The organism is Haloimpatiens massiliensis (assembly GCF_900184255.1).
GTDB classification, from domain to species: Bacteria; Bacillota; Clostridia; order Clostridiales; family Clostridiaceae; genus Haloimpatiens; species Haloimpatiens massiliensis.
In genome coordinates this window covers 822284-840975 of sequence record NZ_LT854640.1, presented here as the reverse complement: position 1 = coordinate 840975, position 18692 = coordinate 822284, and the positions used below count along the sequence as shown (strand labels likewise).

16 protein-coding genes and 1 pseudogene are annotated in these 18692 nt (G+C 27.6%); 5 read left to right on the top strand and 12 right to left on the bottom strand.

Going from position 1 to position 18692, the window contains the following annotated elements; all coding sequences use genetic code 11:
• Positions 1 to 126 precede the first annotated feature (126 nt).
• Positions 127 to 1251, top strand: coding sequence for an alpha/beta hydrolase family protein (locus C1715_RS12150; protein WP_102400748.1), 1125 nt, complete (start codon positions 127 to 129; stop codon positions 1249 to 1251).
• A 109-nt stretch (positions 1252 to 1360) separates the two neighbouring features.
• Positions 1361 to 2304: pseudogene (locus C1715_RS12145) on the top strand (IS982 family transposase).
• 257 nt (positions 2305 to 2561) lie between these two features.
• Here the strand turns inward: C1715_RS12145 and C1715_RS12140 are convergent.
• The 4 genes from C1715_RS12140 to murD all read right to left on the bottom strand — a co-directional run bounded on the left by C1715_RS12140 (position 2562) and on the right by murD (position 8190).
• Positions 2562 to 3128 (bottom strand): DJ-1 family glyoxalase III, encoded by a 567-nt coding sequence (locus tag C1715_RS12140; protein ID WP_102400747.1) that lies wholly within the window; start codon positions 3126 to 3128, stop codon positions 2562 to 2564.
• Positions 3129 to 3746: 618 nt separating this feature from the next.
• Entirely contained in the window at positions 3747 to 4547 is an 801-nt protein-coding gene (locus tag C1715_RS12125) for a class I SAM-dependent methyltransferase (protein WP_102400745.1), read from the bottom strand.
• A 159-nt stretch (positions 4548 to 4706) separates the two neighbouring features.
• Positions 4707 to 6353 (bottom strand): ribosomal protection-like ABC-F family protein, encoded by a 1647-nt coding sequence (abc-f, locus tag C1715_RS12120; RefSeq protein ID WP_102400744.1) that lies wholly within the window; start codon positions 6351 to 6353, stop codon positions 4707 to 4709.
• A 484-nt stretch (positions 6354 to 6837) separates the two neighbouring features.
• Positions 6838 to 8190, bottom strand: coding sequence for a UDP-N-acetylmuramoyl-L-alanine--D-glutamate ligase (murD, locus tag C1715_RS12115; RefSeq protein WP_102400743.1), 1353 nt, complete (start codon positions 8188 to 8190; stop codon positions 6838 to 6840).
• Positions 8191 to 8508: 318 nt separating this feature from the next.
• Between murD and C1715_RS12110 the strand changes: the two genes are divergently transcribed.
• The gene (locus C1715_RS12110; protein ID WP_102400742.1) at positions 8509 to 8883 is read left to right on the top strand and encodes a GNAT family N-acetyltransferase; all 375 of its coding nucleotides are present in this window, start codon (positions 8509 to 8511) and stop codon (positions 8881 to 8883) included.
• Positions 8884 to 9094: 211 nt separating this feature from the next.
• On the opposite strand, the gene C1715_RS12105 is transcribed toward C1715_RS12110, so the two are convergent.
• On the bottom strand, positions 9095 to 9949 hold the full coding sequence (locus C1715_RS12105; RefSeq protein WP_102400741.1) for a GNAT family N-acetyltransferase: 855 nt from the start codon (positions 9947 to 9949) through the stop codon (positions 9095 to 9097).
• Between the two features lie 429 nt (positions 9950 to 10378).
• Positions 10379 to 10741 carry a DUF6483 family protein gene (locus C1715_RS12100; RefSeq protein ID WP_102400740.1) on the bottom strand — a complete coding sequence of 121 codons (363 nt, stop codon included), beginning with the start codon at positions 10739 to 10741 and terminating at the stop codon, positions 10379 to 10381.
• Between the two features lie 643 nt (positions 10742 to 11384).
• Between C1715_RS12100 and C1715_RS12095 the strand changes: the two genes are divergently transcribed.
• Entirely contained in the window at positions 11385 to 11792 is a 408-nt protein-coding gene (locus C1715_RS12095; protein WP_102400739.1) for a hypothetical protein, read from the top strand.
• A 78-nt stretch (positions 11793 to 11870) separates the two neighbouring features.
• Here the strand turns inward: C1715_RS12095 and C1715_RS12090 are convergent, their stop codons facing one another.
• The 4 genes from C1715_RS12090 to C1715_RS12075 form a co-directional block, all read right to left on the bottom strand.
• The gene (locus C1715_RS12090; protein WP_102400738.1) at positions 11871 to 12689 is read right to left on the bottom strand and encodes a CPBP family intramembrane glutamic endopeptidase; all 819 of its coding nucleotides are present in this window, start codon (positions 12687 to 12689) and stop codon (positions 11871 to 11873) included.
• A gap of 180 nt (positions 12690 to 12869) precedes the next feature.
• Positions 12870 to 13169: an SDR family NAD(P)-dependent oxidoreductase gene (locus tag C1715_RS12085; protein ID WP_102400737.1), complete on the bottom strand. Its 300-nt coding sequence runs from the start codon at positions 13167 to 13169 to the stop codon at positions 12870 to 12872.
• Positions 13170 to 13397: 228 nt separating this feature from the next.
• Entirely contained in the window at positions 13398 to 14081 is a 684-nt protein-coding gene (locus C1715_RS12080) for a hypothetical protein (RefSeq protein ID WP_102400736.1), read from the bottom strand.
• 294 nt (positions 14082 to 14375) lie between these two features.
• Positions 14376 to 15764: an IS4 family transposase gene (locus tag C1715_RS12075; protein ID WP_102398663.1), complete on the bottom strand. Its 1389-nt coding sequence runs from the start codon at positions 15762 to 15764 to the stop codon at positions 14376 to 14378.
• A gap of 161 nt (positions 15765 to 15925) precedes the next feature.
• Between C1715_RS12075 and C1715_RS12070 the strand changes: the two genes are divergently transcribed.
• Complete coding sequence (locus C1715_RS12070; protein ID WP_102400735.1) at positions 15926 to 16555, top strand: VanZ family protein; 630 nt, start codon at positions 15926 to 15928, stop codon at positions 16553 to 16555.
• 211 nt (positions 16556 to 16766) lie between these two features.
• Here the strand turns inward: C1715_RS12070 and C1715_RS12065 are convergent, their stop codons facing one another.
• Both C1715_RS12065 and C1715_RS12060 read right to left on the bottom strand, forming a co-directional pair.
• Positions 16767 to 17504: a MerR family transcriptional regulator gene (locus tag C1715_RS12065; protein WP_341457749.1), complete on the bottom strand. Its 738-nt coding sequence runs from the start codon at positions 17502 to 17504 to the stop codon at positions 16767 to 16769.
• Positions 17495 to 18403: a DUF2268 domain-containing putative Zn-dependent protease gene (locus tag C1715_RS12060; RefSeq protein WP_102400733.1), complete on the bottom strand. Its 909-nt coding sequence runs from the start codon at positions 18401 to 18403 to the stop codon at positions 17495 to 17497. Before C1715_RS12060 ends, C1715_RS12065 begins: the two co-directional genes overlap by 10 nt.
• Positions 18404 to 18692: the final 289 nt, after the last annotated feature.

Here is an 18692-nt window from a genome sequence, read left to right as displayed (position 1 = left end):
GCTGGTACTATAATACAAAGTTTCTTTTTTATTTATTTGTAGTATAATATAAATTATATCATATATTGTAAAATAATGTATTGCAGTAATTGAATATAGCAAATAAAATTAATGGAGTGAAGTATAATGAAAATAGGAAGAATAGTAAGAATTTTAGAAGATAAAGAAAGAAAAGAAAAATTAATGGAATGTAATGACAATAAAAAAGTAATTATAAGTTTTTATTATCCTATTGATGAAACATGGAAAGAAAATAGACAGGCACTTTATGCGGACTTATATAGTCCAAGAGAAGATGAGTTTATTAATACATTTAGAAATTTTGTACTTTTGGAAGATGATGCAGAAAAGAAAAAATTTCTTGAAAGAATAGAAACTAACATATATAATGATGCTCCTATAAGTAAAAATGAGGTTAAATATCCAGTAATTATACATTCAACAGGACTTGGAGCTCCAAGAGATTATATGACTTTTAATGTTGAAAAATTAGTAAGTGAGGGGTATGTGGTGTTTACAATAGGACATACTTATGATAGCATGCTCACTATTTTGCCAAATGGGGAAATGCTTAAACCACCAAAGAAAGAATTAAATCAAAATGACAAGAAAAACCTTATAGATATTAGGAAAAATGACATTTTATTTGTATTAAATAAACTTGAACAATTAAATAATGAAGATGATGTTATTAAAGATAAACTCGATTTAAAGCGAATTGGAGTGATAGGACATTCACTAGGAGGAGCATCTGTTTTTAAAGCTTCACAATGTGATTCTAGAATTAAAGCCACAGTGCTTTTTGATGCCTCTTTACAATTTTTCAACATAGAAGAAGAACAAAAATTAAATACACCCCTTTTGAATTTTAGAAGAGGTACTTTTGATTATGAAACATCCATTAAGGAATTTATTGATTATTTTAAAAATAAATTAGATGGTGAAAAATTCAAAAAGGAAATTATTCTCTATGATAATATATTAAGAGATTCTCATAAGGAGCAAAAGAAACTTTTTAATTATTTGTGTGGGTATAAATCTTTTATAAAACTTAATGGTTCAAAACATATGATTTTTTCAGATTATTCAACAATAATAGGTCAAAAAAAGGAAAGTGAAACTTTATCTGTAGAAAAAGCACATGAAGTAATAAATGATGTAACAATAAGATTTTTTGATGAGTTTTTACGTGGAAAACAAGAAAAATATAGTGGTTTTATTAAAAATAATGATTATATAACACTAATTTAATCTCTTGTTCTAGTAAATTATTTTAACATAATTTACATATAGAAAAGCCCCAACATAATATGTTAACCTTTCATTAAAAATGACCAAATAATCAATGGAGGTAACATATATGTTAGAGCTTTCTAAACACAACATTACCATAAATATTGAAAGTTTAAAAGACTTTATTACTGTAAGTTTTGTCATTATTGATGATATTTATCAAGAAATAACACCTGACTCTGTAAAGAACAGAAAAAATGTTAATACTGCAATAATGCATGATAGTGAAATAATTACTATAGCATTAGTTGGAGAACTTTTAACAATAGACTCAGAAAATGCTTGGATTGGCTATTGTAAAAAGAATCTTAGGGAGTTATTCCCTAATTTCTCATGTCGTACTCGATTTAATAGAACTCGAAGAGCGCTTTTCAAAGTTATAGAAAGTATTAGAAAAAAACTTAGCGAAATTCTTTGCATACAGTATGATAACCATCTTATTGTAGACAGTATGCCTATTTATGCATGTAAGTTTGGAAGAGCACATTTTCATAAGACCTTTAGAGGCGTAGCCGCCTACGGCAGATGTGCATCAAAAAAAGAAACTTACTATGGATTTAAACTTCATACACTAAATACACTTGATGGATATTTAACTGATTATATACTAACCCCTGCAAATATAGATGATAGAGTAGCCTTATGGGACCTAGTTGACAATAAAAACTTACTCACACTAATAGCTGACAAAGGATATATAGGTAAACAGTATGCTAACGCATTGTTTAATGAGCGAAAAATAACTCTAATAACAATAAAAAGAAACAAGGTAAAACTTCAGTTCCCAAAGGAATTTAGACAATTAATATTTAAGAAAAGAAGATTAATTGAAACTGTGAACCACAGCTCACCGAACAATTAAACATTTCAAAAATATTAGCTAAATCTCTATTAGGAGTTATTGCTAGGTTGGAAACTAAAATTTTAGCTCATAACCTATGCTATTTTATAAATATAATCCAAGGTAATGTAGAGAATATGCGTAAAATAAAAGAACTAATATTTGGATAATATATCCTTAAAATTAGAGTGTTGAAGTGATGAGAATTTTATACTCTAATTACTTGGATTAGTAATCTAAATAATGAAAATATATGATTTAATTTTTAAATAGCATAAGAGATTAATTTAGGCTTAGTATATTTAATGATTATTAAATTAAAGAAAAATGAAAGTAGGTTTAGAGGCCTCAATCCACTAATAGAGGAGGTACTTCTTTTTTCAACGGCTTCCGTTTTGCACTTCAAAACAGAAGCCGTTGTTCTTTTTTATAAATTTTTTTCTACAAACTTTACTAGCATATCCTCTTTTAAGTTTTCTACTGTGACCTTATCTACTAAATTTTGTAAAATTTTAAATGAAAAATACAGAGCTGTAGCAGGTCCTCTGCTTGTTATAATGTTACCATCTTGGACTACAATTTCTTCAACACATATACTTTTCCCTAATTCCTTTTCAAAACCAGGATAAGAAGTTACTTTTTTCCCATCTAAAATCCCGGCCTTACCAAAAACCATAGGTCCTGCACATATAGCAGCTACTATTTTATCTTCTTTGTTGAATTTTTTTACAAATTCTATAACTCTATCATCATCTCTTAAGTTTGTGGCACCAGGCATACCACCTGGAATTATTAAAGCATCATATTTATCTACATCTGTCTTTTCTAATAGATTATCGACTTTTACATGAATGTTGTGGGTTCCTACCACTTCTTCATCATCATTTATAGAACAGGTTATGCAATGGATTTCTCCTCTTCTCAAAACATCCAATACAGTTAAAGCTTCAATTTCTTCAAAACCCTTAGCTAATAGTACTATAGCTTTTTTCATATTGAACACCTCTTTTAAATTAGTAGTTATATTCATGATTTCCAGCACATATTTTTTGAGTTAATATTTCATTTTCCCAAGGCTTTCTTATTTCAATAAGATTTAAAACATCATATCCTATTTTAGAGTATTATTATAAAAAATTTATTGAAAGAAAGATAAGCGAGTATAATAAACTTTTTTATTACGGTAAGTACATAGAAGTCACCGTTGTTTATCTCGGTGGTACTTCACTTTATATTTTCCTTAATACATTTAAATAAAAAATAGTTAATTAATAAAGAAATTGGAGCAACTATTACGAATATGCCTATGATACCTAATAATGTAAATCTAATATTACTAGGTATGACTTCATTAAAAATATAAGACCATATTTTCATTAAAATATAGAAATACACACTACAATTTAAAAGGAAAATAAATTTGATTTTATTAGTTTTCATTTAATTACCATCCCTAACTGTGCTAGTATAGCTAAATTAAAGTACTGTAAATTAGCTAATACTGCAATTGTAATATATTATTTTTAAGAAGTATAATAGTATATACATATGTCACAACACCCAAAATAATCATTTTTACTGAATTTAGAATTGAGAAATACAGTTGAAGTGATTACTTTAGTACCTTTTTTATATACCTATAAACATCTCCACCTGTTTTACTTGTATAATAAAAATATTCAAAACCTGCTTTTAAAAGTTCCTCATTAGGCTTAGTTCTTTTTCTGTCATCCTCACCCATGCAGTCAATTATATATCCATTAGGTTTGGTAACTCTCTCAAGTTCTGAGAGTTCTTTGCTATAATTATCCCCCACACCATGTCCCGACATAACAATATCAAATAAATTATCTGGATATGGAATATTTTCTACAAATCCGTCAATAACAACTATATTAGAAATGTTTTGCTTTTTAATTTTGTCACGCATATATTCACGCATGCGATCAACTGGTTCGCTGGCGTAAACCATTTTTGCTTTAGTAGCTGCTGTAAAGGCCAGTCTTCCGGTGCCACTCCCTACATCAAGAACTATTTTATCAGTAAAATCAGTCATTGATAGTAGACGCTCAGAATCCCAATATTTAATATAGGGGCAGTTTTTATTCATTATTTCAGGATAAACATAAACTATTGCCCAATCAGCGTAATCAATAACATATTCCTCCGCTTTTCTTATTTCCTGATGCGAAAGTTGTTTCGGTGATTTATCGATAAGCTTATCCACTACTTCTTTACATTCAGGACAGCGGTTAATAAAATACCAAGCTACAGATGGATTATTAGCTAGTGCAATTCCCATATTTGTACAAAATTCATCTTGATGGTTACTTAAAATCTGACTAATTAACCATCTATCCATTAATAAAAAACTGTTAAATGAAAATTCTTTTGAATTAATCCAATTAAACATAAAATCCCCCTCACATAAAATTTAAATTACTGGATTTAAAAATCCTTAGGAATAAACGCTAAGTTTCTAAAATTATCAATATATTTCGCTTCCTTTTCTCTAAAGATTAAATCTTTAAATAGTATTTTTAGTAAGTGACTAAAGAAAGCTATCAATTATCTAAGAATTTTTAGTTATCATAGTAAGTTCCTTAATAGTCTTCTTATATTCCTTATCAAGTTTCTCAATATCCTCTTTTTTATCTGGCATAGATAATTTGCCTATAAGGTAGGAAACTTTATTTTGAAGCAATAAAATTTTCTGCTCTCTTTCTTTATCAAAAGATTTAACTTTTCTAGTTTTATTTTGAATATATTCTTTATAGGTTCCTTCAAAAGAAACAAGCTTTTTATTTTCTATTGAAATTATATGATCAGCTAGATCACTTACAAATCTTCTATCATGAGAGACAAATAGTATGGTTCTTGAATAATCCTTTAAAGCTTCTTCTAAAGCTTCCATAGAATAGATATCCAAATAGTTTGTAGGCTCATCTAATATAAGAAGATTTATATCTTGTAAGAATATTTTTGCAAAGGAAACTTTAACTCGTTCACCTCCGCTAAGTACTCCTACTTTTTTATAGATATCTTCTCTTTTAAATAGAAGTCTTGCTAAAAGTGTTCTTGCAAAGGTTTCACTGTAAATGCACTCTTCCATAATATTTTCAATTATACTAAGTTTATCATATAATACATCAAGAGATTGACTAAAATATCCTATTTTAACTCCAGGTGATATTTTAAAGTATGTATCATTTCTCATTATCATATTTATAAGTGTACTTTTACCACTTCCATTTGGTCCTATTAGTACTGTCTTGGAACCATTACATATGTTAAGATCCCCATCCCTAAAAATAGTTTTTTCACCAAAGGCTTTGTTTATATTTCTTCCACTTATAAGAATTTTACTGTGGAGTTTATTTGTACTTAAGGCATCTATTTTTATTTTCTGAACATCTTTTGGTCTTTCTTTAATTTCTAAATGTTCTAGTCTAGACTTCATGTTTTTTATAGCTCTATCTAAATTTGCCTTAGATTTTTGATTTCCCATCTTATGAAGTCTTGCTTCAGAATTTCCCATTCTTTTGGGTGCCTTTTTTATAGATTTAACCCTACCTTCAGTTTTTTCTATTAAATCTTCTAATCTTTGCTTTTCATTTTGGTATTTTTCATATTCAAATTGACACCTTTTAACTTCAATTTCTTTTTTATGTTTATATTCTGTATAATTACCGTTATAAAACTTTACTTTTCCTCTGTCAATCTCTAAAATTTTATTACAAATTCTATCAAGAAATTCTCTATCATGAGATATTATGAATAGAGCCCCATGGTAGGACTTAAATTTTTCTTCCAAAAGCTTTATAGATTCTATGTCAAGGTTTGATGTAGGTTCATCAGCAAAAATTATTTCACTATTGCTGTCTAGGCTTTGAGCTAGTTTAAATTTAGTCTTTTCTCCTCCACTCATATATTCTTTCCAGCTAGCTGTTATTCCAAATTTACTAGCCAGTTCTTGATTAATTTCTTCCTGATCTGAAGCTTCCAGCTGAGAGATATAGCTAATATTACCATAACTTTTGATAAAACCTTCATCCGGCTGTAATTTTTCACATAGTATATTCATAAGAGTAGTCTTACCTACACCATTGATTCCCACTACTCCTATACGATCTTCAGAATATATTTTTAGATTTTCTATATCTAGTATTAGCCTATCACCATAATATTTTTTTATATTTGCACACTCAATTAACATCATAAAAAAAACCCTCCTTAGTAAACCGGAGAGGATAGTATTCGGGTCTATATAAATAACAATATATTTTAATTTTTAGCAAGCACATAACTTTTTACATATTTATATACGGAAAATCTTAAACTAATAGTTTAGAATAAAATCTTTGTTTAATATAAAAAATTACGTTATTAATGCTTAAAATAAAATTATTATTTAAAATAAGAAAAAGCTTTCAGTTTAAACTTAAATACCATCCACTCACGAATAAAATGCATCATTAAAAAACCTCCACTGAGAAGATTTTTAGAAAAATATTATTACATTTTATAAATATTTATGATTTGTAAATCTTTTAAAAGTGGATTAAATATTCACGCTTAAGTACCTTGCCCTTTCTTTATATAAAATTCTAATTTTCCATATTCTATGTTTTATGTATTTATTTTAACTTATTTTTATAATATTTTCAACTAGTATGTAAATACTTTAATACAAATTAATGATTTTAGTAACATTTAAATTCTAGTTTTTTAACACACTCTTTAAACAAATTTCCACGAACCTCAAAATCCTTAAATTGATCCCATGAAGCACATGCAGGACTTAGAAGAACAACATAGCCTTCACTAGACGAATTATATGCTAACTCAGTAGCCTCTTCTAATGTATTGACAACTTTACAAGGAATACCACATTCCATAGCAAAAGCCTCTATTCTCATTTTTGCTTCACCATATGCTACAATTAGTTTTACATTCAATAAGTAGTCCTTCAATTCATCAAAATTATGACCTCTATCTAGTCCACCCAGCAATAGTACTGTTGGTCTTGTAAATGAGGCTAAACCAATTTGTGTTGACGTTATATTAGTGGACTTAGAATCATTATAAAAATCTATATTATTTATAGTTTTAACATATTCCATTCTATGTTCTACACCGCCAAAAGTTTTTAAAACATTAACAATGGCATTATTGGCTACCCCTAGTTCTTTAGCAACGGCAATTGCTGCCATAACATTTTCGTAATTATGCTTGCCTTTAAGTTTTACTTCATTTAAAGCTATTATTTTATTGTTATTATAATAAATATATTCATTAGCTATTGAACAACCCAATTTATTTGGTGAATTAGATGAAAAATATTTTTTAGTAGATTCAATGTCATTTGTCAAATCAAGAACTTCTTTGTTATCAAAATTGAGAATTGCTATATTACTTTTGGTGTGATGATTGAAAATTTTCTTTTTCATATTTTTGTAAATATCATATGACCCATGAAAGTCAAGATGAGCTTCTGATAAATTAGTTAAAACAGATATGTTTGTTTTAAAATCTGTGACATTACATAGCTGATGGTCTGATACTTCCATAACCGCTATGTCATTATCTTTTAATTTAGACACAAAAGAGCATACAGGATATCCAATATTACCCATCAAATATACACTTTTTGAGCTATTTTTTAAAATCTCGTAAATTATTTTTGTCGTAGTTGTCTTGCCGTTAGTTCCCGTAACTCCAATAATTGTAACCCCTGCCGGGAAATAGCGAAACGCTAACTCTAACTCATTTATAACAGGGATGTTAAGTTCACGAGCCTTTTTTATATATTTATGATTATTTGAAATACCAGGATTTTTAACTATCATTTCAAAAGTATTATCAATCAAATCCTGAGGATGACGTCCTAAAATAATCTTTATACCCAAGGATTGTAGTTCTTTCATTTGTTTTAAATTTTGTTCAGTGTTAGCATCATTTACAATAACTTTATAGCCTTTGCTTACCAGTAATTTTGCAGCTTCATAACCACTTCTAGCCATACCTAGGACAAAAACTTTCCTATTATTATTCATTCTATCAACTCCTTTTTCAAACCTGTATAGCACAGTTTTTCCTTTAATAAATTTTTCCTACAGCTATATTACCATTATATCCTATACTTGTACATATTTTAATACACATTAGTTTAAAATATTGAAGTACATCATGGAGTGTCTTAAATTCTTTTTTATCAGTATTATAAATTGAATAATATGGTGTAAAAATTAATATGTTTCTATATTGAAAAACTAATAGCAATTACATAATATGATATAATTGTTATTAGCTAAGTGTGAATTGCAAAATTCATAGTAATATTATAAAAGAATGTGTTATATGTGATTCGAGAAATGAGAAGAGAAGATTTATCTTTTGTGAAATCTCTTATGCAATCAGTTCCTTGTTTTTGGCATGATTGTTGGACTGATAATACGTTAGAGAAAGCTTTTAATTTTTCAGGAAATTCTTCATTTGTTTATGAACAAGAAAATAAAATTATAGGATGTATTTTTGCTTATGATTTTGGTTTTAGAGGTTATATTGCAGGACTTGTAGTATCAGAAGAAATGCGCAATAAAGGTATAGGCAAAAATCTTGTTGAACATGTGAAAAATATGTTAGAAGAAAATGGATGCGAATTAATCATTGCAGATGTTCTGAAATCCTCAGAATCATTCTATAAAAAATTAGGCTGGAGGCTTCCCCAAAGGAATATTCCAATATGAAACTTCAAAAACTAGAATTATTTCATAACCATAGAATTAGAACATATGAGTAATTATCTTTAGTGAGAGTAGTATTGTTAATATCAAACTCTCACTAAATTTATACTCCTTTTCTTTTATACATTTTTTAGTGGTTAATATCTTTTGATTAGCTTTAAAAGAACATTACGTCAAAATATTTTATAAGTTATAATCCATTTCACGAAAAAATTTATAATTTTAAAATCATTTCATATTGGCCAATAACATATTCAAATCCTAAATGTAGTAAAAATTCTTTCGTAGATTTATACTCGTCGTCTACATTAAGAACAGCCACCCTAGATGATTCTGTATTTTTTAGTAAATCTGTAACTATACTTCTTGCAATTCCTTTACGTCTATAATTCTTATTTACTGCTATTTGGGGAATATCTCCTGTTTTCTTGTCAATAATTCCATAGCCTACAATAGTATCATCAAAACGTATAATGGAATATATAAATGTATCTGATACATTGTTGATTGAATCGATAGAATTTTGCCAAGATGGTGTAAAATCCCAAAAATCCATTAATTGTTTCCAATCAGTTGAATTAATTCTATCAATATGTTTAACTTTGTAAGTTGTCATTGGATTATATTTATTCTTATCTAACTGAAAGCATGTGAAATTTCTTATAATCTCAAAACCTTGTTTTTTGTAAAGTTCAATTGCAGATGTGTTAGATTGAATTACTTCAAGTAAATATTTGTCTACTTTTTTTTCTTTAATCAACTCCCTAATACTTAAAAGCATAGTACTTGTTATCCCTTGTTTCCTATATTCACCTATAACCCCAGTCCCTATGTCATATATAGTTGGATACCCATTCCAGTTTCTAAATCCATTTAAAACAAATCCTACTAACTCGTCATTTTTAAATGCACCTATGGAAATACATGAAACATAACCTCTTCTTTGAAGCATTTGTTGAAACTTCCAAAGGGGTAAATCAATTTTAACTTGATAATTAGAAAACGCACTTAAGAATGCTTGGTGTATTATTTTAATATTTGTATTTTCAAGCGTTTTATAAGTAAACATATTTATCTCCCCCCCAACCTTAGTTTATATTAAATTGCTTTTGGAATATTTTCGTAATTTTCTCTAATAATTTGTTATATTCTTTTGTTTTTTCAAATGCTTTAAAGGCATCTTGCTGCATTGTAATAAAACCAATATTTGTTATTTTAGCTACAAATTCTTGAAAGTTTTACATCATCACTTCCATATTATATTAATAGAAATGCATTTTCATATAATTTAGAGGCTTGGATATAATTCTTATTATTGTAACATCCATATGTTTGCATTAAATAGTTATCAAAATAATTAAACCACCCAAAAATTGGCGCATACTTTTTCCTTAATTTAAAACCAATTTTTTCAGCTGTTTTTTGTGATGCAATGTTGTCTTCGAAACAATGCCATCCTATTTTGTCTAATTTTTCTTTTTATACAATTTATAAATAACTAATTTTTTTCATATAACTTTCTTACATCTTTTAGTCCTTGTTGAATCTCAAGTTTTGAAAAATTACATTTGCGAAGTTTAGCCTCATCCCACTTACTAAGATCTTTATAAAAGAATAGTGCAGTTTCTAAATTTTTTTTAGTTTTTCTAAATTCTATAGCTTCAAATAAAATATTTTCGGCTTCGTTAATTTTGCCTTCACTTATATATTTTTTTATCATAAATTCCAATAATTCATCTTCTGAAAGATTCATATTATAATTATCAATATCACTTTCCACAGCATCTTTTCCTGCAAAAAGAGCCACTGCTGTTTTTACTCCTGCTTTTATAAGTCTAATAATATATTCATCTTCAAACATTTATTATTAAGTCCTTTCATTAGTTTTTCAAAACTCTAATGGATAATTGGAAAGATAATTCTATATTTTTGTGTTTCGCCACCTTATTTCGTTTTATTTTATTGTTGTGTGCTACTCTTTGTAAATATAATACCATTATTACTAATAACTGTACATATTTTAAGTGTTATTAATACAACTCAATCAATAAAATACATATCTAAGGCAACTTCTCTTTGATTTAGGTACATGAAAATAAATAACAAGTCAAAGATGCTGGTATATTTTGTGTCAGACAAGAAAGCAGGTTCCGCCTTTGGTAGAACTATCGGCGGGTTCTGCTGACGCAAAATAGACTAGTATACTGACTTGTTATTATTTGAATGTGCCTTAGATTAGTGTTTCTTAATAATTTTAAATAAATAATACGATGTAACTACTAAAAATATAAATACAAATAATGCTCTTTAGACAATGAATAATGCGACTAAAAAGAAGAATTACTTCATATTTGTTGGAAATTAAGTTGGTTTTTATAATGATAATTATGGTATAATTACTATTAGTGAAGTAAAAATAGTAAAATATTGTTGATAAATAATACTTGCATAAAAAAGAGTATTAAGAATAGTTATATTATTATAAGATAATACGGAGGTTTAATATGAATATATTAACATTGACTTGTAATATAGGGATTCCTATAATAATGATTTTCATAGGCATTTTATATAAATGTAATTTATATAAAAATATAGACAGAACATTAAATTTAATTATACCTGTAGCAATGATTTTTACTGGATTTTCAGATGATAAGAGCGTAGCTTATTCTAAAGATACAAATACATTGGCTTTGGCTAATAGAAAATTTAGCTTAATATGGAGTATATCAGGAATATGTACATTATTACTTACTATAATGTTTCTAATATTAAATAAATCTACTGTTTATAATATAAGCGTTATCTTATTAGAACTTGAATGCTTAATATTAGTTGGAGTATTTATTACTATAGAATATATTTTTAAAAAGATTTTTATAAAAAAGATGAACAATCATATCATTTAGTATAACAACTTAAAAAAACGAATAATTTAATTAAGCCCCATTATTCATGAGTTGAATTTTGGGGCTTAATTAAATTATTCAGTTTTCACTCTCTATTATTTCTAATAACTTTTTCTTTCTTAACAGAACCAATATTGGTATTAAGTATATAATATAACTAATAAAATTTATGTAGCTATATCTGTTTATTTGATTGGTAATTGAATTAGTTCCAAATAATCCAGAGCCTATCAAGGAACTAAAATCCATAAAAGCATGAAGAATAACGACTACCCATATATTTCTTGTTCTCAGGTAAATAGCAGCAAGTAATGCTCCTATCACTGTAGCTCCCACTGCTTGTATGAATGAACTTTTAATAGAAACTCCAGAAAAAATATTTGTCATATGTGCAGCACCAAATATAACACTAGATATAGCAATTGAAGCATAAATTCCTTTTGGTGTTTTATTGAATTTATCTATAAGCAGATTTAATATAGTTCCTCTAAAGATAAATTCTTCTGATATTCCTATTCCAACCATAGTAGCAATAAATACTGTAATTTGTGATAAGGGCAATAATTGATTAGCCTTTCCACTGTGCAGCACGTTTATCAAACTAAAAATAACTCCTAATAAACAAATAACAACTAAAAATCCTCCTACAAAAAGTCCTTTCAATATACCTATACCTTTTTCTTTAAGAATATATTTTTTTCCTACTAAATGCATAATTATTAATGCTACAATAATCCCAATACATTCCGCTGTTAGTTGAAATCCATACCCCTTAAACTTTATTGAAAATGGAATTATCCATTTTGTACATTTAAGTATAGTAAGGTAAACAGTAGGTATTAATATACATAATATTAATGTGTATTTTTCTTTTAAACAATCAATCTTATCTTTCATTTTTATATACTTCCCTTTTATATTAATTTTTAATTTCGAATAGCTCTTTTACCGTTGCACAAAATATTTTTTTTACATTTACATGGTAGAATCAATGATGTTTGGTAGTTTTACTTTACCATGACCACTCTTCTACAAAAGGTTGAGTAAAAGAACCCGATTCAGTTAATTTTAAATTTACTATCCAATTGAATATTCTTTTTCAATTTCATACTCACGTCCAGGAATCCCTGCATTATTAATAACTATATCAATTTCATTTGTAACCATACCTAAAATTGAGCTTATCTTTTTTTTTGAATCATCAAATCTTAAATCTGCAACAATAGGGTAGAACTTTTGTTTAAAATCATTTTTCATTTTTTTTGCTACTTCATTAGTTCTTACAACAGTGAATATTTCATAATTATTATCATAGAAAACTCTAACTAATTCATATCCTAATCCTCTATTTCCACCAGTAATTAAAACTTTTCCCATAGAAATTTCCCTTTATCTATTATTTTACCTTATAAATATAGCACCATCGTTTTAAATAATTGCATATATTTTGATAATCATTAACACACTTATATAAAACAATTATAATATTGGAATGAAATTCTCTATTAAAGGTTTCAGTATAGATAAAAATAAGATCCTTTATAGTACATTTGCAGTAAAATTAACTACTTCTTTAAAATGCTTATTATGAGGATCATAATAAAATTACGACTTATTTATTTTAGATTTGTTTTTTGCACTTAAAGATTCATTTATATGAACCACATGATGCCTTGTCACTGGCATTAATATAATTCCCGCCACATTTTTTCTTCCCCAAAAATCTATAAGCCAATTTGATGCTTCTACATTTAATACTGCTCCCTCATCTAATATACGCTGTAATCTATCTTTATCAAATTTTCTTTTCATATCTCCAGTGGAGAGATTTTTTATTATGTCCCTTGTCATTCTTCCTACTTCTATTCTATAATTTTTTAATTCTTGCATATTTATGTCTTTACTAAATTCTAATATTTCATTTTGAGACATTGCATTACCAGTATCTATAATTTTTGAGTTTATTCTTTTCTGCCAATTTTCTTTATTAAATATCTGTTTATCCCCTGCGACCAATAAATTCATTGTTATGTCCTCTATCCTAGTGGAGTGCCAAATACCGTATGCAATAGTACGACCTTTTTTATTTTGTGAAGTCCTGAATGTATTTTCAGCTAATCCTTCCCATAGTTCATCTTCAAAAGTTTTTTTATCTATTCCCGACATAAGTGAGGAATGAACCATAGAGTGTAAGTTTAAAGACAAGGTTTTACTTTCTTCAATTCTATCTGGTTTTAAAATTATCTTCCTTAACTGCTTAATTTCATTATTCCATGATTTTAAATCCATTTAATATTCCCCCTTGTATCAATCTATAATATTTCACTATTATTTACAACTTCTTATGAATATAATACCATTATTGTCCATAACTGTACATATTTTAAACAATATTAACTCAACCTAATCAATCTAAAAATATGTTTATATTTGTTTTGTTAAATTATTATATTAAGAAAGTTTTAAGATATTTTTAAATAAATTTTAAATAATTAATTGTACAATGTACTTGTATTTGGCAATAAAAAATTTTAAAAGGCATTTTTGTTTAATTTTAAAGTGAAATTTTAATTAGGTAGTTACTCAACTTTCGCAGGACAAAAAGACTAACTTCTCCTTGATATAACAAGGTAAAGCAGCAATAAAACTATCTATTATTGAGTCAATAATGTCTTTTGAAAGAAGAAGTTTTTCAGTTAATACATTTTTTAAAATATCTATAATAAGATTCATTACTTCACAAAACTTAACATCTTGAAGTTCATCACAACATTGATAAAAAAATCCACCGATAGTTCTGACATCATTATTCTTACGACTTTCTAAAGTAAGCATAATATACCTAGTAAAAACTATAGAAGTATGTGAAACCATGGAATCATAAGAACGCCCTTGAAACTCTTTAGCGAGTTTTAGAAAGGACTTGTTCATTTTAAAGAAAACCTCTATATCCCAACGTTTTCCATAAATTCTTACTATCTCGTTATCATCTAAGGATATATTGGTTGAAATTAAAGCAAGCCATTTTCTACTTCTGTTTCTGTCCCTTACAAATACAATTTTTGCTTTTACTTCATTACCATTTTTGTCAGAGCCAATACCTACAATAGCAGAAGAGAGAATTTTGGCCTTACCACGCCTTTTTCTTAAAGCAGCGTAAAGATCTTTAAGGTTCAATAATTTACCATTGTAATTGTAGTAAACCCTTGGCATTGCTTTAACCATGGCAATAGTATTAAGTTTGAGTTCTAAAATCTGTATAAGAGTTTTTGGGTACGTAAACCAGCTGTCAAAAAGAACATATGAAGCAGGAATAGCATATTTTGAAACTTGTTTAAGTAAACTAATCATAACTTCGGGTGACTTTAAAATAGCCTCCTTACGGAGTTTAGATCCATTAGTTCTTTTATCAATATTGTGATTTTCTGAGCAAAGTCTGTTTTTCTCCTTTTCGGAAGAAAGTAGAGTGAACGCAAGTGGTAAAAAAGTGTTGCCATCTGACCAGCCAAGAGTAAGAAGGCGAAAGCCCTTGATATATTTATGATCAACATGATCACGAACTCTTGCAAGAAGTTCAACAGATTTACTTCTAGATCTACTGTATAAAGAATCATCAACTACAAGTACATTAACTCTATCTTCAGAAGTAAGAGGCACAATAATGTTTTTTATGATTGATGAAGAAAGTAAAAACAGAAATTTTCTCCAATTGAAGTTTGGTGAGTTAAGGAATCTATATATAGTATCCTTTGAAAATTGATTATTTTTTCCAAATTCCAAGTTTCTAAATAAGTTTTTTCCAGTAAAAACAAGCATAAAGATATATTTAAATATTTTTATACAGGAAAATCCTTTTTCTTTAGAAAAATTACATTGTTTAAGTATGTATCCAATTTTGTTATCCTTAAAAAATCTATTTATAGTAAAATTAAGTTGTTTATCAGTAGTATCATTTGATATAATAGTATTCATAAGAAACATTCCTTTCCTTGGTGTGATGTTTGTCATGATTCTATTATACCAAAAGGAATGTTTCTTTGCTTTATATGTTTATTTTAAAGGCTTCCGCCTTAAATTTTATGTGCGAAAGTTGAGGTAGTTAATATTAAGTTAAAAAAGAGAGGAGAAAAGTGATGAGTGAATTACTAAGTTTTATAATATCATTTGTTTTAATAGCTATTTTAAATATTTTTTTATCTATGAGAAGTAAAAAATTTGAAAACAAAGTGAGCTGGCAGCATTACTTCTTTGGATACATGTTTATATTGTATCTTGTAATTGCATTAACACAAGTAGTAGGATTTCCTTCTTTAGGGGAATGGCAAAGGCTTTCAAGGCTTAATAGGCCTATATTCAATCCTAATATAAATTTAATACCTTTTAAAGATGGAATTGAAATATCATCAATACTCAATATAATATTTTTTATGCCTTTTGGATTTTTACTGCCAACATTATGGAGAAAATATAGAACATTTTGGCCAACATTGTATCAAGGAATGTTATTTTCACTTATTATTGAAATTGGTCAAATGTTTATCCCATATCGTGCAACGGATATTGATGATTTAATAATGAATACAATAGGGACTATTTGTGGGTGGATTATTTTTAATATTATGAGTAAAATCTTTCATAAACTTGTCAATAAAACAGTAATCCAAACAATCCCGAAGGATGGACTAATCACAAAATTAGAACCTTATCTATATATTATAATTGCAATTATAAGTTCACTTTTACGTTTTACGCTAAAAATATAATTTAAATGTTTTATTAATCATATCTTATTTTAACAAAACAATTGAAAAACAAATGATTTACAAAAACACTGTAAAATTCAAATTTGAATTTTACAGTGTTTTTTCATTAGGATACAAATAAGTTTTTGATCCATAAAAATATTATTACATTTTAGAAGTTTTTTAATGTAGGTTGATTCTCTTCATAGAAGTTTATTTTGAAAAACTCCACTTATTTTTTACAGTAAATTGAAATTGCTTTTGAAATAAATTCTGCTGTTCCATGGCCATTTTGGTCAATATTCTTCTTAAAACGTTCATCTTCAACGTACATCATACCAAGGCACTTCAAAATTTCATTTGTACAATTATAAAAATTTGCTGTTATGAAATTCTGCCACTCTTTAACAAGTGCTTGAACTTCTTTGCTGTGGGGATGTTTATCCATATTGGCAGCAAAGGTTTTAAAAATATCTTTGCTTTTTTCATCTACTTTTTGCCATTGCTCTTTACTATAATTCTTAGTTTTTTTCTCACTTTCTTTGTAGGCACTGGTATTACCCCAACGTTCTTTAGCTTCTTTTGCATATTTTTTTTTCATATTTTCAATTTCAGTCATATTAAACTCTTTAAAACTCATATCACATTCTCCTTTTATAGTATTATCTACAAGGGTTATTAATTTATCAATTCGTTCACGCTTTTTAGTAAGTAACTCTTTATGAGCCTTTAGTGCTTTTAGTTTATCAAAGGAAGGAATTTGCATGATATTTTTTATTTCAGTAAGAGGAAAATCCAACTCTTTGAAAAATAATATTTGCTGAAGTGTAAAAAGGTCATTTTCTTCATATATACGATAACCAGCTTCAGTAATTTTACTAGGCTTGAGTAATCCTATTTCATCATAATAATGTAGTGTTCTTACAGTAACTCCTGTTAATTTCGCAACTTCGTTAATTTTCAATTCCAAAACTCCTCTGTTTCCTTTAAAATAATATCGGTTGGTATAATAGTAGCTTCAAATATTGTTTTGCCTGTCTTTTTAAGATAATGTTTGATTAGCTCATAACCACAAGCATATCCTGCACAATAAGGCATACCAACCGGAGTCATGCCGCGCATGGTAGCAATTTCATCGCCATATAAAAATGTTGAAAGTTTATTGAAGTCACTACAGTTTAAATTATGCTTAATTGCAGGTTTAATAACATTTGAAAGTATTTCTGCTGTTGTATTTTTAACCCACATACCTACTTTGTCCTCTCCAAACATAAATGCGGCAAAGTTTTCTGCTAAACCTTCGCTAATAATCATATCTCCTAGTGTAATTTTATTACTCCACTGCATAAACTGCCATCTTACATTATGATTGGTTTCGTGTGCAAGTGCAACAGGCAACATTTTAAGAGAATGATTATTAGGTATAATTGTTCCTATGATATAACCAGGTATTCCACCATCCCCACAATAATCACCAGTCATTTTTGACATTGGGTTTAGTGGATCATTCAGTAAAACAGTAAAAATATAATCTTTTGTAGGAAGTGAAATACCATTATCCTCGAATTTATTAAGCGCTTTTGTAATACTTTTCTCACAATCATCCCAAAATTTTTCATCGCTAATTTTTTCAACGTCATTAATTCGTTCACTATTAATTTGCCTTGGTTTAAATCCACCACCCATACTGCTTGCCATAACAACATCATAACTACCTGGCTGATCCGCTTTAATTGGAACACCAATACATGACCATTTGAATTCAAATGGTTTCATCAGTTCATAACGGTATATGTCATCACGTTCATCAGGTTTTGCAGAAATCATTTTGTTATAGATAACATCTGATCTAATTGCTGTAATTTTCATTTTTTTCCCTCTCTTCTTTTTAGTATAGTTATAAAATACACTATCACGCTACGTTAGAGTCAAGAATAAAAAAATGAAGTGAATTGAAAAAAATATTCAAAATGTTATTTTGACCAGTTAGCTGGATTTGATATTCCAATGATGATTATTTGTATGTAGGGGTAATACTTGGGTAGCTACTATAAACCGCAAAGTCAATTCCTTAAAATGTAAATGTAAGTTAGCGTAAAGTTATTGTAGGGAATTAGAAATAGAATATATTTCCATATAGAGTTGAAAAGAAGATATC

Bases quoted from the DNA above. Each gene is read 5' to 3' on its own strand.
- C1715_RS12150 (WP_102400748.1), top strand. From the start codon at position 127: ATGAAAATAGGAAGAATAGTAAGAATTTTAGAAGATAAAGAAAGAAAA.
- C1715_RS12140 (WP_102400747.1), bottom strand. From the start codon at position 3,128: ATGAAAAAAGCTATAGTACTATTAGCTAAGGGTTTTGAAGAAATTGAA.
- C1715_RS12125 (WP_102400745.1), bottom strand. From the start codon at position 4,547: ATGTTTAATTGGATTAATTCAAAAGAATTTTCATTTAACAGTTTTTTA.
- abc-f (WP_102400744.1), bottom strand. From the start codon at position 6,353: ATGATGTTAATTGAGTGTGCAAATATAAAAAAATATTATGGTGATAGG.
- murD (WP_102400743.1), bottom strand. From the start codon at position 8,190: ATGAATAATAATAGGAAAGTTTTTGTCCTAGGTATGGCTAGAAGTGGT.
- C1715_RS12110 (WP_102400742.1), top strand. From the start codon at position 8,509: ATGAGAAGAGAAGATTTATCTTTTGTGAAATCTCTTATGCAATCAGTT.
- C1715_RS12105 (WP_102400741.1), bottom strand. From the start codon at position 9,949: ATGTTTACTTATAAAACGCTTGAAAATACAAATATTAAAATAATACAC.
- C1715_RS12100 (WP_102400740.1), bottom strand. From the start codon at position 10,741: ATGTTTGAAGATGAATATATTATTAGACTTATAAAAGCAGGAGTAAAA.
- C1715_RS12095 (WP_102400739.1), top strand. From the start codon at position 11,385: ATGAATATATTAACATTGACTTGTAATATAGGGATTCCTATAATAATG.
- C1715_RS12090 (WP_102400738.1), bottom strand. From the start codon at position 12,689: ATGAAAGATAAGATTGATTGTTTAAAAGAAAAATACACATTAATATTA.
- C1715_RS12085 (WP_102400737.1), bottom strand. From the start codon at position 13,169: ATGGGAAAAGTTTTAATTACTGGTGGAAATAGAGGATTAGGATATGAA.
- C1715_RS12080 (WP_102400736.1), bottom strand. From the start codon at position 14,081: ATGGATTTAAAATCATGGAATAATGAAATTAAGCAGTTAAGGAAGATA.
- C1715_RS12075 (WP_102398663.1), bottom strand. From the start codon at position 15,764: ATGAATACTATTATATCAAATGATACTACTGATAAACAACTTAATTTT.
- C1715_RS12070 (WP_102400735.1), top strand. From the start codon at position 15,926: ATGAGTGAATTACTAAGTTTTATAATATCATTTGTTTTAATAGCTATT.
- C1715_RS12060 (WP_102400733.1), bottom strand. From the start codon at position 18,403: ATGAAAATTACAGCAATTAGATCAGATGTTATCTATAACAAAATGATT.